General features: G+C 73.2%; 14 protein-coding genes. 5 read left to right on the top strand and 9 right to left on the bottom strand.

The window, feature by feature from the left end:
* Positions 1–6: 6 nt before the first annotated feature.
* Complete coding sequence (gene folP / locus ACZ4MF_RS16705) at positions 7–867, top strand: dihydropteroate synthase (RefSeq protein WP_467492728.1); 861 nt, start codon at positions 7–9, stop codon at positions 865–867.
* A 22-nt stretch (positions 868–889) separates the two neighbouring features.
* Here the strand turns inward: folP and ACZ4MF_RS16700 are convergent, their stop codons facing one another.
* Entirely contained in the window at positions 890–1,648 is a 759-nt protein-coding gene (locus tag ACZ4MF_RS16700) for an LOG family protein (RefSeq protein ID WP_356029111.1), read from the bottom strand.
* 98 nt (positions 1,649–1,746) lie between these two features.
* Entirely contained in the window at positions 1,747–2,826 is a 1,080-nt protein-coding gene (gene dapE, locus ACZ4MF_RS16695; protein ID WP_467492727.1) for a succinyl-diaminopimelate desuccinylase, read from the bottom strand.
* A gap of 118 nt (positions 2,827–2,944) precedes the next feature.
* On the opposite strand from dapE, the gene ACZ4MF_RS16690 reads away from it, so the two are divergent.
* Together ACZ4MF_RS16690 and ACZ4MF_RS16685 are read left to right on the top strand one after the other, a co-directional pair.
* Positions 2,945–3,937: a VldE C-terminal domain-containing protein gene (locus ACZ4MF_RS16690; protein WP_467492726.1), complete on the top strand. Its 993-nt coding sequence runs from the start codon at positions 2,945–2,947 to the stop codon at positions 3,935–3,937.
* Between the two features lie 287 nt (positions 3,938–4,224).
* On the top strand, positions 4,225–4,647 hold the full coding sequence (locus ACZ4MF_RS16685; RefSeq protein ID WP_467492725.1) for an ATP-binding protein: 423 nt from the start codon (positions 4,225–4,227) through the stop codon (positions 4,645–4,647).
* A 256-nt stretch (positions 4,648–4,903) separates the two neighbouring features.
* On the opposite strand, the gene ACZ4MF_RS16680 is transcribed toward ACZ4MF_RS16685, so the two are convergent.
* On the bottom strand, positions 4,904–5,995 hold the full coding sequence (locus ACZ4MF_RS16680) for a bifunctional succinyldiaminopimelate transaminase/glutamate-prephenate aminotransferase (RefSeq protein ID WP_467492724.1): 1,092 nt from the start codon (positions 5,993–5,995) through the stop codon (positions 4,904–4,906).
* Between the two features lie 107 nt (positions 5,996–6,102).
* A complete protein-coding gene (gene fdxA / locus ACZ4MF_RS16675) occupies positions 6,103–6,429 on the bottom strand; it encodes a ferredoxin (RefSeq protein WP_356026564.1) in 327 nt (108 codons plus the stop codon).
* Positions 6,430–6,569: 140 nt separating this feature from the next.
* On the opposite strand from fdxA, the gene ACZ4MF_RS16670 reads away from it, so the two are divergent.
* Both ACZ4MF_RS16670 and ACZ4MF_RS16665 read left to right on the top strand, forming a co-directional pair.
* Entirely contained in the window at positions 6,570–7,601 is a 1,032-nt protein-coding gene (locus ACZ4MF_RS16670; protein ID WP_467492723.1) for a GNAT family N-acetyltransferase, read from the top strand.
* A gap of 7 nt (positions 7,602–7,608) precedes the next feature.
* A complete protein-coding gene (locus tag ACZ4MF_RS16665) occupies positions 7,609–8,475 on the top strand; it encodes a transglutaminase-like domain-containing protein (protein ID WP_362823627.1) in 867 nt (288 codons plus the stop codon).
* Positions 8,476–8,493: 18 nt separating this feature from the next.
* Here ACZ4MF_RS16665 and ACZ4MF_RS16660 read toward each other — a convergent pair whose 3' ends face one another.
* The 5 genes from ACZ4MF_RS16660 to ACZ4MF_RS16640 form a co-directional block, all read right to left on the bottom strand.
* Positions 8,494–9,108, bottom strand: a complete 615-nt coding sequence (locus ACZ4MF_RS16660) for a response regulator (protein WP_467492722.1) — start codon at positions 9,106–9,108, stop codon at positions 8,494–8,496.
* The gene (locus ACZ4MF_RS16655) at positions 9,105–10,295 is read right to left on the bottom strand and encodes a sensor histidine kinase (protein WP_467492830.1); all 1,191 of its coding nucleotides are present in this window, start codon (positions 10,293–10,295) and stop codon (positions 9,105–9,107) included. The genes ACZ4MF_RS16660 and ACZ4MF_RS16655 overlap by 4 nt, the downstream gene beginning before the upstream one ends.
* A 5-nt stretch (positions 10,296–10,300) precedes the next feature.
* Positions 10,301–11,041 (bottom strand): ABC transporter permease, encoded by a 741-nt coding sequence (locus ACZ4MF_RS16650; protein ID WP_467492721.1) that lies wholly within the window; start codon positions 11,039–11,041, stop codon positions 10,301–10,303.
* The gene (locus ACZ4MF_RS16645) at positions 11,038–11,991 is read right to left on the bottom strand and encodes an ABC transporter ATP-binding protein (RefSeq protein ID WP_467492720.1); all 954 of its coding nucleotides are present in this window, start codon (positions 11,989–11,991) and stop codon (positions 11,038–11,040) included. Before ACZ4MF_RS16645 ends, ACZ4MF_RS16650 begins: the two co-directional genes overlap by 4 nt.
* A 166-nt stretch (positions 11,992–12,157) precedes the next feature.
* A complete protein-coding gene (locus ACZ4MF_RS16640) occupies positions 12,158–14,440 on the bottom strand; it encodes a hypothetical protein (protein ID WP_467492719.1) in 2,283 nt (760 codons plus the stop codon).
* Between the last annotated feature and the right edge of the window lie 120 nt (positions 14,441–14,560).

The raw sequence follows: 14,560 nt of genomic DNA, 5'->3' as shown, positions 1-14,560 counted from the left end.
CAGCGAATGCTCAGGCTGGGCAAGCGGGAATTCGGGGCGCACGAGCCGGTGATCATGGCGATCGTGAACCGGACCCCCGACTCCTTCTACGACCAGGGGGCCACGTTCCGTGACGAGCCCGCCCTCGCGCGCGTGGAGCAGGCGGTGGCCGAGGGTGCCGCGATCGTCGACGTCGGCGGGGTGAAGGCCGGGCCGGGCGAGGAGGTCACGGCCGAGGAGGAGGCGCGGCGCACGGTCGGCTTCGTGGCGGAGGTCCGGCGGCGCTTCCCCGACGTGATCATCAGCGTGGACACCTGGCGGGCCTCGGTCGGCGAGGCGGTGTGCGCGGCGGGCGCGGATCTGCTGAACGACGCGTGGGGCGGGGTCGACCCCGCCCTGGCGGAGGTCGCGGCGCGGTACGGGGCGGGCCTGGTGTGCACGCACGCGGGTGGCGTCGAGCCCCGTACGCGCCCGCACCGGGTGACGTACGACGACGTCATGGCCGACATCCTGGACGTGACGGTCGCTCTGGCGGAGCGGGCGGTGTCGCTGGGTGTGCCGCGGGAGTCGGTGCTGATCGACCCGGGGCACGACTTCGGCAAGAACACCCGGCACAGCCTGGAGGCGACGCGGCGGCTGCCCGAGATGGTCGCGACGGGCTGGCCGGTCCTGGTCTCGCTGTCCAACAAGGACTTCGTGGGCGAGTCCCTGGACCGCCCGGTGAAGGAACGGCTGATCGGCACGCTGGCGACGACGGCGGTGTCGGCGTGGCTCGGGGCGCAGGTGTACCGGGTCCACGAGGTCGCCGAGACCCGTCAGGTGCTGGACATGGTCGCCTCCATCGCGGGCCACCGCCCTCCCGCGGTGGCCCGCCGCGGCCTGGCCTGACCGGCCCGCCCGACGACAGGCCCTAGCGGGCCGCCTCCTTGGAGACCAGGGCCACCGCCTCCGACACCTCGTCCGTGACGTGGAAGAGGAGGAGGTCCTTCTCCGCGGCCTTGCCCTGGGCGACCAGGGTGTTCCGGAGCCAGGAGACGAGGCCGCCCCAGTACTCGCTGCCGAAGAGGACGATCGGGAAGCGGGTGACCTTCTGGGTCTGGACGAGGGTCAGGGCCTCGAAGAGTTCGTCCAGGGTGCCGAGACCGCCGGGCAGGACCACGAAGCCCTGCGCGTACTTCACGAACATCATCTTGCGGACGAAGAAGTAGCGGAAGTTCAGACCGATGTCGACGTAGGGGTTCAGGCCCTGCTCGAAGGGCAGCTCGATGCCGAGGCCGACGGAGGTGCCGCCGGCCTCGCAGGCGCCCTTGTTGGCCGCCTCCATGGCGCCCGGGCCGCCGCCCGTGATCACCGCCCAACCCGCCTCCACCAGGCCCCGGCCGAGCCGGACGCCCGCGTCGTACTCCGGCGAGTCCACCGGGGTGCGCGCCGAGCCGAACACGCTGATCGCGGGCGGGAGTTCGGCGAGTGTGCCGAAGCCCTCGATGAACTCCGACTGGATCCGCAGGACCCGCCAGGGGTCGGTGTGGACCCAGTCCGTGGGGGCGCGCTCGTCCAGCAGCCGCTGGTCGGTGGTGCTCGGGATCACCTGCCCGCGACGTCGGAGGACCGGGCCCAGGCGCTGCTCGTCCGGCGGGATCTTCTTTCCCTCAGGGTTGCCGGTAGGCATGTGCGCTCCCTCCACTTGCGGGTAGTTCGATCTCAGACTAGATCGCTTCGGGTTACGGAGGGGGGACGTGCGCATGTCCGGTCCGGCACCGGCGGTTCCTACGCCGTCAGCCAGTTCCGCAGGCGCTCCTCGCCCGCGAGGATCTTGGCCGTCTCCACCCGCTCGTCACGCCTGTGCGCCAAGTGCGGGTTGCCCGGGCCGTAGTTCACGGCGGGGACGCCGAGCGCGGAGAAGCGGGACACGTCGGTCCAGCCGTACTTCGGCTGCGGGGTGCCGCCCACCGCCTCGATGAAGGCCGCCGCGGCCGGGTGGGACAGGCCGGGCAGCGCGCCGCCGCTGTGGTCGTCGATCACGAACTCCGTGACCCCGCAGTCGGCGAAGACCTCGCGGACGTGCGCGATTGCCTCCTCCTCGGTGCGGTCGGGGGCGTAGCGGAAGTTGACCGTCACCACGCACGCGTCGGGGATGACGTTGCCCGCGACCCCGCCGCTGATGCCGACCGCGTTGAGGCCCTCGCGGTACTCCAGGCCGTCGATGACCGGCCACCGGGGCTCGTAGGAGGCGAGGCGGGCGAGGATGGGGGCGGCCGCGTGGATGGCGTTGGAGCCCATCCAGGAGCGCGCCGAATGGGCCCGCTCGCCCTCGGTCTTCAGCAGCACCCGCAGCGTGCCCTGGCAGCCGCCCTCGACCTGGCCGTCGGAGGGCTCCAGCAGAACGGCGAAGTCGCCCTCCAGCCACTCCGGGTGGGCCTCGGCGACGTGCCTGAGGCCGTTGAGGTCGGCGGCGACCTCCTCGTTGTCGTAGAAGACGAAGGTCAGGTCGCGGTTGGGGGCGGGGACCGTGGCCGCGATGCGCAGCTGCACCGCGACGCCGGACTTCATGTCGCAGGTGCCGCAGCCCCACAGCACGCCGTCCTCGTCCAGGCGCGAGGGGACGTTGTCCGCGATCGGGACGGTGTCGATGTGGCCGGCCAGGATGACGCGCTCGGCGCGGCCCAGGTTCGTCCGGGCGATCACGTTGTTGCCGTGGCGGTCGACCGTGAGGTGCGGCAGGGCGCGCAGGGCGGTCTCGATCGCGTCCGCGAGCGGCTTCTCGGTGCCGCTCTCGGAGCGGAGGTCCACGAGTTGCGCGGTGAGCGCGGCGGCGTCGAGCGTGAGGTCAAGCGAGGTGTCGGCCATGTCCGCGACCCTAACGCGTCACCCGCGACCGCCGGGTTCCCCGCGCTGCTCCGGCCTGGTCGACGGCACTGCCCGGACCCCCCGTGGGGACCGGACGGGGCTCCAGTACCTTGTACGCGTGTCAGAGCCGTCCCCCACTCGTATCAAGCGTCGCGGCCGTCTTTTCCGTTTCTCCGCGGCCCTGTTGGTCCTCTGCGGCGTCGCCGCCTACCTCGTGGTGCAGTACGTCACCGGAGGCGGCGGGGCGCACGGCTGCAAGGTGGTGTCGGCCGACGCCGACGGGACGTCGTACGAGTTCTCGCCGGAGCAGGCGCAGAACGCGGCGACGATCGCGGCCGTCGGCACCGGCCGCCACATGCCCGAGCGGGCCGTGGCGATCGCGCTGGCCACGGCCATCCAGGAGTCGGGGCTGCGCAACATCCAGCACGGCGACCGGGATTCGCTCGGCCTGTTCCAGCAGCGGCCCTCGCAGGGCTGGGGCACCGAGGAGCAGATCATGGACCCGGCGTACGCGGCGGGCATCTTCTACGCACACCTGGCGAAGGTGCCGGACTACACCGGCCTGCCCCTGACGGTGGCGGCACAGCGGGTGCAGCGCAGCGGCTACCCGGAGGCGTACGCCAAGCACGAGCCGGACGCCACGCTGCTGGCGGCGTCCCTGACCGGGACCGCGTCGGCCACGCTGACCTGTGACGGCCGCCCGCGGTCCGGGGTCTCGGCGACCGGTCCGGACGCCGTACGCAGCGCGCTGGTACGGGACTTCGGGCGCGACGCGCTCCAGGAGACCGGTGCGGAGGTGGGCGGCGTCCCGGTGCCCTCGCCGTCTCCCTCGCCGAGCGTGACCGCGACCGCGCAGGGGCGGACGGTGACCGTTCCGGTGTCCGAGGGTCAGCGGACCGACGCGGGCGGGTACGGGGAGCGGCAGCGGGGCTGGCAGCTCGCCCAGTGGGCGGTGGCGAACTCCTCGGCGCTGCACATCCAGCGGGTGTCGTACGCCGGGCGCGAGTGGGCCGCCGGGAGCAGCGACAGCCAGTGGAAACCGGTCGCGTCGGACGGGGCCGGCGGGGCGGAGCAGTCCACGGGGGTCGTCCGGATCGTGACCGGACAGTAGTACGGGGGGTCACTCCTGAGGGTTGCTCGTGCCGCGGTTCACCGCGCCGGGCGGCCCGATTCCCCACCGGACGCGAGAACCCTTGGAAATCAAAGGGTGTAAGGATTCTGCGCCGTTTTCAGGGCGACGCCCTTTGCCCGTTTTTATCCACACCTGATTATGCGATGCGTTATCCATTCGTTACCCGAGGCGTCCGCAACCTTCGCGGGCTTCGAGCGGTAGTCACGGCGTCCGAGCCCGGACCCGAGCCCGGACCAACACCGTTCTCTCCCGTCGAATGGAGCATCATGTCCCTCCCTCTGACCCGCCGGATCGCCCGTACCGCGCTGCTCGTCGCAGCGGGAGCGGCAGCCGGGGTCGGTGCGGCCGGCTCCGCCAGCGCGGCCCCCAGCCAGCCCACGGTGGCCCCGAACCTGAGTGGCATGTCCGCCGTGGACGCGTCGCAGCTCGCCAACACCGCCGACGGTGCCGCACAGAACGCCACCACGCTCGCCGGCAACGCGGGCGGCCGGGTGGTCGGCACGGCGGTTCCGGCCGCGGGCCAGGCCGCCGGCGGCGGTCTGAAGAAGGCGGCCCCGGTGGCCCAGCAGGCCGCGGGCAGCGCGGCCGGGACGGCCGGGAACGTCCTCGGGGACGCCGCGTCCGGCGCGACGAAGGGCGGCACCCTGCCGGCGTCCAACCTGCCGGTTCAGGGTCTGCCGCTGAGCTGACCCCCACACGACGAAGGGGTGCGGGGGGCGGGCGCCCCCGCCCCCATAGTAGTGCGTGGTCGGCACGCCGCGACAAGCGCGCCACCCCCCCCCGGCGACCCGCGGCGGGGCCCCGGGGGGGGCGGGGGGGGGGGGGATACGGTTTAACCCCCGGGGGTGTAATGTGGGGGGGGGGGGGGGGCGCGGGCGCATCCCACCCCGGGGGGGGGGGGCGGGCCCCCCCCCCACCCCTTCGTCGTGCGTGTACGGCACGCGGCTACAGGCGCTCCACCGCCGCGCGGATCCGCTCGTCGGTCGCCGTCAGGGCCACGCGGACGAAGTGCTCGCCCGCCTCGCCGTAGAAGTCGCCCGGGGCCACCAGGATGCCCAGGCCCGCCAGGTGGGCGACCGTGTCCCAGCAGGACTCGCCCCGCGTGGCCCACAGGTAGAGGCTGGCCTCGCTGTGCTCGATGCGGAAGCCGTGGCCGAGCAGGGCCGTGCGCAGGGCCGCGCGGCGGGCGGCGTAGCGCTCGCGCTGCTCGTGCACGTGCGCGTCGTCGCCGAGGGCGGCCACGACGGCCGCCTGGGTCGGCGCCGAGGTCATCATGCCGCCGTGCTTGCGGATCTCCAGCAGCGGGCCGAGGACGGCCGGGTCACCGGCGACGAAGGCCGCGCGGTAGCCCGCCAGGTTGGAGCGCTTGGAGAGCGAGTGCACGGCCAGGATGCCGTCGTACGAGCCGCCGTTGACGTCCGGGTGCAGGACCGAGACCGGGTCGGCCTCCCAGCCCAGCTCCAGGTAGCACTCGTCGGAGACGACCAGGACGCCGTGCGCGCGGGCCCAGGCGACGATGCTCGTCAGGTCCTCCTTGGCGAGCACCTTGCCGGTCGGGTTCGACGGGGAGTTCAGCCAGAGGAGTTTCAGGTCCGCCGGGTCCAGGTCGCGCGGGTCGTCGTAGACCTCGTACGCGGCGCGGGCCAGGCGGGCGCCCACCTCGTAGGTCGGGTAGGCGAGGCGCGGGTAGGCCACCGTGTCGCCCGGGCCGAGGCCGAGCTGGGTCGGCAGCCAGGCCACCAGCTCCTTGGAGCCGACCACCGGCAGGACGTGGCGGTGGGTGACGTCGCGGGCGCCGAGGCGGCGCTCCAGCCAGCCGGTGATCGCGTCGCGCAGCGCCGGGGTACCCCACACGGTCGGGTAGCCCGGGGAGTCGGCCGCGTCGATCAGGGCCTTCTGGATCAGCTCGGGCACCGGGTCGACCGGGGTGCCCACGGAGAGGTCGACGATCCCGCCGGGGTGCGCGGCTGCCGTCTTCTTGTACGGCTCCAGCTTGTCCCAGGGAAAGGTGGGGAGCCGGTCGGAGACTGCGGACACGGGAATCAGGCTCACTTTCGTACGGTGCGGCAAACGCCTCGGTCCCGTGCGGCGTGATCGGGGCCGTACGGGACCGAGGCGATGCGAAGCGCGGGACGCTCGCGGGATTACTCTTCGCCGGCCCGCGGCGGCAGCGCGGCGACGAACGGGTGGTCACGCTCGATCAGACCCAGCTTGCTGGCACCGCCGGGCGAGCCCAGCTCGTCGAAGAACTCGACGTTCGCCTTGTAGTAGTCCTTCCACTCCTCCGGCACGTCGTCCTCGTAGAAGATCGCCTCGACCGGGCAGACCGGTTCACAGGCGCCACAGTCGACGCATTCGTCCGGGTGGATGTACAAGGACCGCTGGCCCTCGTAAATGCAGTCGACCGGGCACTCCTCGATGCACGCCTTGTCCTTGAGATCGACACAAGGCTCTGCGATGACGTAGGTCACGCTGTCGTTCCTCCTCGATAGGGCGCTGGCGGGCCTCCTCAGGCTCCGCCGCCTGGCGCGCGGGAGCGCGGCGTCGTCGATGCCCGCCCCTAGTATCTCCGTTCCGGAGCATGATCCGAACAGGAGGGGTGAACTGACCAGTGGAAATCTCGGCGGCAGGACGTCTGGTGGTCCGCATTACCCCTGCTGACGTGGGAAAACGCGTCTCTGTGCGGCGCTTGGAAGCGCCTGGAGCCGGATCGGAGAAGTTCACCGACACGGTGGGGGTTCTCACATCATGGACTGATGGCGTGCTCATGATCACACGACGGAACGGGGAGAGCGTCCGCATCGCGGAAGCCTCCGTGGTAGCGGCCAAGGTCGTGCCCGCGGCGCCCGCGCGCCGCCGGGGCCCCGCCGCCTCGTACGAGGAGCTGGCCCGCGTCGGCGCGCGCGGCTGGCAGCCCGTGGAGAGCGAACGGCTCGGCCAGTGGGAGCTGCGGGCGGCTTCCGGATTCACCCGGCGGGCCAACAGCGTGCTGCCGCTCGGCGATCCGGGGCTTCCCCTCGACGCGGCCCTGGATGCCGTACGACGCTGGTACGGCGAGCGTGGTCTGCCCGCCTACGTCCAGACCGCCACCGGCGCCGAGGGCACACAGGAGCTGCTCTGCGCGGAGCTGGAGCGGCGCGGCTGGGTGCGGGAGGTGAGCGCCGAGGTGTGGACCGGCGCCCTGGCGCCGGTCGCGGACCGGGCCGAGGGCGCGGGTGTGGCCCTGGCCCGGGAGGCGGACGAGGCGTGGCTCGCCCGGTACCAGCGCAAGGGAGTGAGCGAGGTGGCCCTGCGGGTGCTCGGCACAGGACCCTCGGTGTGGTTCGCGACCGTGCCGGGGGACACAGGAGACGCTGTCGCGCCGCCGGCCGCGATCGGGCGGTGCGTCGTGGACGGGCGGTGGGCCGGGTTCGCCGCCGTCGAGGTGGACCCCGCCCGGCGCCGCCAGGGGCTCGCCACGGAGGTGATGGCCGCGCTGGCCCGGCGGGCGCTGGACGAGGGCGCGTCGGCGGCCTGGCTGCAGGTCGAGACGGACAACGAGGGCGCGCGGGCGCTGTACGCCGCGCTGGGCTTCACGCCGCACCACACCTACCACCACTACCGGGCGCCGGACGCACCGGGCGAGCGCCGTGGAAGGGTCTGAGCCCGTCATGCCGCACCCGCACCTGCCGCCGCCGTATCCGCCGCCGCCGGAGCGCGCCGCCGAGCTGCGCCGCAGGTTCGCCGAGGAGGCGCGCGCCGAGCGGCCGGACCTGTCCGCGCTGTGCCTGCTGATCGGCGCCGCGGCGGACGGCTCGCTGGACGAGACCGGGATCGACACCGCGCAGCTGGAGCTGGACCGGCTGGCGGGCGAGCTGCCGTACCGGCCGGGCGGGCCGCGCGCCTGGGCGGAGGCCGTACAGCGGCTGCTCGGCGGGTGCTACGCGTTCCACGGCACGCCCGGCGACTACCAGCGGCTGGAGTCCTCGCTGCTGCACGAGGTGCTGCGGCGCCGGCGCGGGCTGCCGATCCTGCTGTCGGTGGTGTGGCTGGAGGTCGCCCGGCGGGCGGGTGCCCCGGTGTACGGGGTCGCGCTGCCGGGGCACTTCGTGGTGGGGTTCGGCGCGGCGCGGGAGCAGGTGCTGGCCGATCCCTTCGAGGGCGGGCGGGTGCTGACCGGGACCGACGCGGAGCTGCTCGTGGTCGGGGCGACGGGAGCGCCGCTGGATCCCGCCGTGCTGGAGCCCGCGCCGCCGCTGGAGGTCGTGCAGCGCGTCCTGAACAACATACGGGCCTGGGCCGCCGCCCGGCCCGAGCGGTCGGACGTGGCGCTGTGGGCCGTGGAACTGGCGCTGCTGGTGCCGTCGCACCCGGCCCGGCTGCGCTACGAACGGGGCCAACTGCTGGTGCAGCGCGGCGAGTTCGTCTCGGGCGCGGCGGAACTGGACGCCTACGCCGAACTGATCGAGGTAGTCGACGAACCGGCCGCCCGCAAGGTGCGGGAACAGGCGCACACCGCGCGGGCCATGCTCAACTGACGTGCCGGCCGGGCGCGCTCACAGCCACCCCTTCTCCCGGGCCGTCCGTACCGCCTCGGCGCGGTTGCGCACCGCCAGCTTCTGGATGGCGGTGGAGAGGTAGTTGCGGACCGTGCCCTGGGAGAGGTGCAGGGTCCTGGCCAGTTCGGCGTTGGTCGCGCCGTCGGCCGCCGCGCGCAGCACCTCGCGTTCGCGCTCGGTGAGGGGGTTGGCGCCCTCGGCGAGCGCGGCGGCGGCGAGGGTCGGGTCGATGACCCGCTCACCGGCGAGCACCTTGCGGATCGCCTCGGCGAGCTGGGCGGCCGGGGCGTCCTTGACGAGGAAGGCGTCGGCGCCCGCCTCCATGGCGCTGCGCAGATAGCCGGGCCGGCCGAAGGTGGTCAGGACGACCAGCTTGACCTGCGGAAACTCCCGGTGCACCCGGGCGGCCGCCTCGATGCCGGTGCAGCCGGGCATCTCGATGTCGAGCAGGGCCACGTCCACCCCGTGCGCGCCGACGGCGGCGAGCACCTGGTCCCCGCGCGCGACCTGGGCGACGACCTCGATGTCCGCCTCCAGGCCGAGCAGCGCGGCCAGTGCCTCACGGACCATCGACTGGTCCTCGGCCAGCAGGACCTTGATCGTGCGCGTCATGCCCCGGATCCTACGTCCCCCGAAAGGGCCGTGGGGACGCGGGCGACGAGCCGGAAGCCGTGCCCCGCACGGCCCGCCTCCAGGCTGCCGCCGGCCTTCTCCAGCCGCTCGGTGAGCCCGGTCAGACCGTTGCCCGGGACGCTCCCGACGCCGCCGGATCCGTTGTCCTCGACGGAGAGTTCGAGGACCGGCCCGTCGAGGGTCTGCCGGTGGGTGAGCTGGACGAGGCAGCGGTCGGCGCCGCTGTGCCGGACCACGTTGGTGACCGCCTCGCGCAGCGCCCAGGCGAGCGCGGACTCGGACTTCTCCGGGACGCCGGTGAGGTCGGGTTCGGCGGGCACGTCGGCGATGACGCCGGCGGCGGTCAGGGCGACCTGGATGCCGGCGAGTTCGGCGGCGAGCCGGGGCCGCCGGTAGCCGGTGACGGCCTCCCGCACGTCGACCAGCGCCTGCCGACTGACCTGCTCGATGTCCGCGACCTGCTGGGCCGCCTTGTCGGGGTGCTCGGGCAGCATCCGGCCGGCCAGCTCGCTCTTCAGCGTGATCAGCGAGAGGGAGTGGCCGAGCAGGTCGTGCAGGTCACGGGCGAGGCGCAGGCGCTCCTCGTTGGCGGCGAGGTGGGCGACGGTGGCCCGGGCCTTGCGCAACTCGATGGTGGTACGGACGAGTTGGCCCACCCCGACCATCGCGAAGCCGATGAGGAAGACGAGGAGCAGGGAGTCGTCCCAGGCGAGGTGGCCGTTGTGCCACTGGACGAGGTACATCGCCACGGCGGTCGCCGGGATCGCCCAGGCCGCGATGCGTGGGGGCAAGGTCGCCCCGCAGGCCACCGAGACGTAGACGAACAGTCCGACCCAGGCGTCGCCGAGGGTGTAGCCGAGCAGCGGGGCGAGGACGCCCATCACCGCGAGCAGCGTGACGACGAACGGCGGGTCGAAGGGCCGGCCCATGTTCCGGAAGACCAGCGTCAGATAGGCGCCGACGAACGCGGTGAGCCCGAGGGCGCCGGCCACGGTGGCGCCCCGGGTGTGGTGGCCCGAGGCCAGGTCGTGGATCGGTGAGCTGAGGAAGACCAGCCAGACGCCGATCCACAGCGCCTTGACCTGCACCTCGCGCCGCCCCCGGGGCGTCTGGCCGATCCGTACCTGGGTCTCCGGCCCGTCGCCGGCCCGCCGTTCTTCCGCCATGGTGCTCACGCCTTCAGCGTGTCCTTCCGGTACAGCCACGCCGCGCCGCCCGCGAACAGGACGAAGTAGCCGGCGAGGAGGGCGACGTCGGTCGCGTGCGGGGCCTGGCTCTGCTCGATCGCCCGCCCGAGAGCAGCGTACGCGTGCGTGGGCAGCCACTTCGCGATGTCCTGCATGATCTTCGGGAAGGTCGTCGTCGGCATCCAGAGGCCGCCGAGGATCGACAGACCGAAGTAGATGATCATCGTGATGGGCCGCACCGCGTCCCCGGAGGCGACGTAGCCGATGGCGACGCCGAGCGCGGCGAAGACCAGGCTGCCGGCCCAGATGATGCCGGTGAGCGCGAGCCACTGCCAGGCGTCCAGCCGTACGTGCTTGATCGCGGCGGCGACCGCGAAGACCACGACGATCGACGGCAGGCTCACCACGGCGGCGCCGGCGGTCTTGGCGAGGACGTAGCCGCGCCCGGGCAGCGGGGTCAGGCGCAGCTGCCGCACCCAGCCGTTCTCGCGCTCCTTGGCGATGCGCTCGCTGCTGCCCATGAGGACGGCGGTCAAGGCGCCGAAGGAGGCCATGGAGACCATCAGGTAGGTGGCGACGGTCAGGCCGGTGCCGTCGACCTTCTGGTCCGAGCCGGAGCTGCTGGAGAAGATCAGGTAGATGATCGAGGGATAGAGCACCGAGAAGAACAGGAACTTCTTGTTGCGGAAGGAGCGGATCAGTTCCAGCTTGATCAGGGCGTTCATGACTGCTTGGCCTCCTCGGCCTCCGTGATGGCGACGAAGGCCTGCTCCAGGCCGAGGCCGGCGACTTCGAGGTTGCGGGGGTAGACGCCGAGGCCGTACAGGGCGTGGACGGTGGCGTCGGCGTCGGACGACTGGATGCGGACGGTCTGCCCGGACCCCGCGGCGGAGCCGCCGTTGGACACAGTGATCGAGGTGAGGAACGGCAGGGCGCGCAGGGCGGCCTCGTCGACGGCGCCCTCCAGGTCGAAGGCGATGCGGCGGGCGCCGGCCTTGGCCTTGATCTCGGCGGCGGTGCCGTCGGCGAGGAGCCGGCCGCGGTGCAGCACGAGCACCCGGTCGGCGATCGCGTCGGCCTCTTCGAGGTAGTGGGTGGCGAAGAGGACCGTACGGCCCTGGTCGGCCTGCTCGCGCATGGTGGCCCAGAAGGCCTGGCGGGCGGAGACGTCCATGCCGGTGGTCGGCTCGTCCAGGATGATCAGGTCGCTGTCGCCGGCGGTCGCGAGGGCGAAGCGGACGCGCTGGGCCTGTCCGCCGGAGAGCTTGTTGACCTTGCGGTCCGCGATCTGCGTGATGCCCGCGCGGGCCATCACTTCGGCGGCCTTGTACGGCTTCGGGTGCAGCGAGCAGGCCAGCTTCACCATCTCGCCGACGGTGACCTCGTCCATCAGGCCGCCGCTCTGGAGCATGGCGCCGACGCGCCCGGCGACGATGGCCTCGCGCGGGCTGGTGCCGAACACGTTCACCGTGCCGCTGTCGGCGTTCTTCAGACCGAGGAGCAGATCGAGGGTGGTGGACTTGCCGGCCCCGTTCGGGCCGAGGAGGGCGACGGTCTCGCCGGGGTGCAGGGCCAGGGAGAGCCCGTCCACGGCCCGCACACTGCCGTACGTCTTGGTCACCTGGTCGAAGCCGACCACCGGTGTGGCGGTGGCCGGTGCCGCAGTCGTTGTCATGCCCCCATGCTCGCCGAACGGGCGCCGGGCCCGGCAGTGTCGGCGGTCCTGAGAGGCGGATGACAGATGTCATGCGGATCGGGTGACAGGCACGGCGGTGCCGGGAGACGGGCACGGCGAAGGGGCGCCCGGTGTCCGCACCGGCGCCCCTCCATGTGCCGCGTGACTAACTGGGGTTGGTCGAGATGACCGCGACCCGGTTGGTCCTGCTCATCAGCGCCTGGCGCAGGGCGCCGTACACGTCCTGCGGCGTGACCGGCGTCTTCTTGCCGTTGCCGCGGGTGATGAGCACGCCGTTGAAGGCGTTGCCGTAGAGCTGCTGCAGAGCGGCCGTGTCGGGACTGTCGACCAGCTTGCCGTTGACGGCCTTCACCCTGAGGAACTTCCACAGCGACTTCTGCGGGCTCATCAGAATCGAGTGCGCGGCGTCCGTCATCACCGTCACCTTGCCCGACATCGCCGGCTCCGCGAACTCCTTCATCTCGCGGTCGACCTCGGCGTTCGGCACCGTCGGCTGCCGCGTGGCCGTCGGGACGGCGACCGGGGCCGCGGTGTCCGTCTCCACGGCCGTGCGGTAGGCCTGTTCGACCGCCTTGGTCGCGGAGGCCGCGTCGATGCCCTTGCCCGCCTTGCCGTAGACGGCGACGGCCCGGCCCGCCTCGAACCTGATGGTGCCGTCGGACGAGAGGCCGGAGCCGCCGCCGGCCTGCTGAAGGGCGGCCTGGAGCTTCTCCTCGTCCACCGGCATCTCGGGCGCGATCACACGTTTCTGCCCGAAGAGCGAGCCGATGACGTGGACGGGGTTGTAGTCGCTGGTCGCGGCCTTGCCGACGGTGGCCTGGAAGTCGAACTGGAGCCCCGCGTTCTCCGGCGCGAGGGTCACCGTCCTGCCGTCCACGGTGAGCTTCAGCGGCTTGTTCACCCGGCTGCCGAACGCGTCGTCGAGCTTCTTGACGGCGTCGTCGCGGGTGCCGCCGCCGATGTCGACGCCGAGCACGGTGGTGCCCTTGGGCACGTCGGTGTGGTTCATCAGCAGTCCGGCGCCGTAGGCACCGCCCGCGACGACGACCACACCGACGCCGAGCAGCACCAGCTTGCTGCGGCCCTTCTTCTTCGGCGCGGCCTTCGCCTTGGGCTTCGGCGCGGGGGCCGGCTCCGGCACGGCGGCCGGGTCGGTCCGGTTCCCGGCGCCGCCGAACGGGGGGTTGCCGCCGCTCGGGACGACCGGGATGCCGCTGGTGACGGTGTGTCCGGAGACGTTGTCGGCACGGCGGTAGCCGGGGGTGCCCGGTTCGGGGGCCGGCTTCTGCGGGGTGAGGATCGCGGTGTCGTCGCTGAGCCCACCGCCGGGGCCGAGCCCGCCGGGACCACCCTGAGGAGCCGCCGGAGCGCCGGGCACCGCCGAACCGTCCAGGTCAGCGAGGGCGCTGCGCGGCGGCGGAGTGCTCCGGCCGCCACTGCCCGGGGCCGCGAACGGGTCGCCGCCCGGGCGGGGGCCGCCGGCCGACGGGGCGAGGGCGCCGTCGCCGGTGACGGGGCCGCTGGTGGGGCCGGCCGGGCCGCCGCCCAGGCCGCCGGGGCCGTTCGGACCGCCCAGGCCGCTGGCGCCGCCGTGCCCGTTGGCACCGCTCGCGCCCGTGCCGAAGCCGTCGTGTCCGGGGGCGCCCGCACCGCCGTAGGTGTCCTGGCCGCCGTTCTCCGAGAAGTACGGCAGTTCGTCGCGGCGGGATTCGGCGTTCGCGGCCGGGCCGGGGCGGGAACCGCCCGCCAGCGGGCCCGCGTTCAGCGCCTCGGTCACGTCGAAGGAGCCGGTGCCGCCGCCATGTCCGGGCGCGACGGGGCCGCCGGTGGCGCCGGGCAGGCCCGCGCCGTTCGTGGTGCCGGAGCGGGTGGCGCCGGGGACGCTCATGGAGCCGACGACGCCGCCGGGACGGCCGCCGCCGGAGCGTGCGCCGGTGGTACCCGTCGTACCGGACGCTCCCGCACCACCCGGACGGGCGGCCGGTGCACCCGTGGCGCCACCCGTACCGGTGGAACCGCCCTGGGTTCCGCCGCCCGGACCGCCCTTGGGGGCCGAGGACTTGCGGGGTGCGAACCAGTCGCTGGCCTTCTCGTCGGCCTGGGCCGGCGGCGCGGCAGGGGCCTCGGCGGCCGGGCGCTCGGCCGCGGGCCGCGTGTCGGCGGCGGGCGCGTCCTCACCGGCGTCGGTGTCGCCGACGGGTTTGCGCACGACGACCGGCGGAATCGGCCGGGATCCGGGGATGTTGATCCGGATCCGGGTCGTCAGCGTGGTCTCGGTCTTCTTCTCCTCCGGCTGCGTGCCCGAACGGCCCGCACCCGAACCGTCATCGGTAGCCATGGGGGTCCCGTACGGCGGCGTGCCGGAGGGGTATGCGGCTCCCCCACGCCCGTTGGGCCCGGAGGACGGAGTGTCAGTTTCACGACTCAAGGCAGGTTCTCCCAGTTGGCTCCACCGCCCGTTACGACCTCGCGGGCGGCTCGGCGGCGCGCACCACCATACTGGCCACTTCTGGCGCTTATCCCATGACCGCTGAGGAAACCCACACCG

This window comes from Streptomyces sp. NPDC025793, from assembly GCF_055558375.1.
Note: the sequence above shows the minus strand (reverse complement) of the source record. Positions and strands in the feature narration are given on the sequence as shown.

Excerpts from the sequence above, each read along its gene's own strand:
- folP (WP_467492728.1), top strand. The coding sequence starts at position 7 with ATGCTCAGGCTGGGCAAGCGGGAATTCGGGGCGCACGAGCCGGTGATC.
- ACZ4MF_RS16700 (WP_356029111.1), bottom strand. The coding sequence starts at position 1,648 with ATGCCTACCGGCAACCCTGAGGGAAAGAAGATCCCGCCGGACGAGCAG.
- dapE (WP_467492727.1), bottom strand. The coding sequence starts at position 2,826 with ATGGCCGACACCTCGCTTGACCTCACGCTCGACGCCGCCGCGCTCACC.
- ACZ4MF_RS16685 (WP_467492725.1), top strand. The coding sequence starts at position 4,225 with ATGTCCCTCCCTCTGACCCGCCGGATCGCCCGTACCGCGCTGCTCGTC.
- ACZ4MF_RS16665 (WP_362823627.1), top strand. The coding sequence starts at position 7,609 with ATGCCGCACCCGCACCTGCCGCCGCCGTATCCGCCGCCGCCGGAGCGC.
- ACZ4MF_RS16660 (WP_467492722.1), bottom strand. The coding sequence starts at position 9,108 with ATGACGCGCACGATCAAGGTCCTGCTGGCCGAGGACCAGTCGATGGTC.
- ACZ4MF_RS16655 (WP_467492830.1), bottom strand. The coding sequence starts at position 10,295 with ATGGCGGAAGAACGGCGGGCCGGCGACGGGCCGGAGACCCAGGTACGG.
- ACZ4MF_RS16650 (WP_467492721.1), bottom strand. The coding sequence starts at position 11,041 with ATGAACGCCCTGATCAAGCTGGAACTGATCCGCTCCTTCCGCAACAAG.
- ACZ4MF_RS16645 (WP_467492720.1), bottom strand. The coding sequence starts at position 11,991 with ATGACAACGACTGCGGCACCGGCCACCGCCACACCGGTGGTCGGCTTC.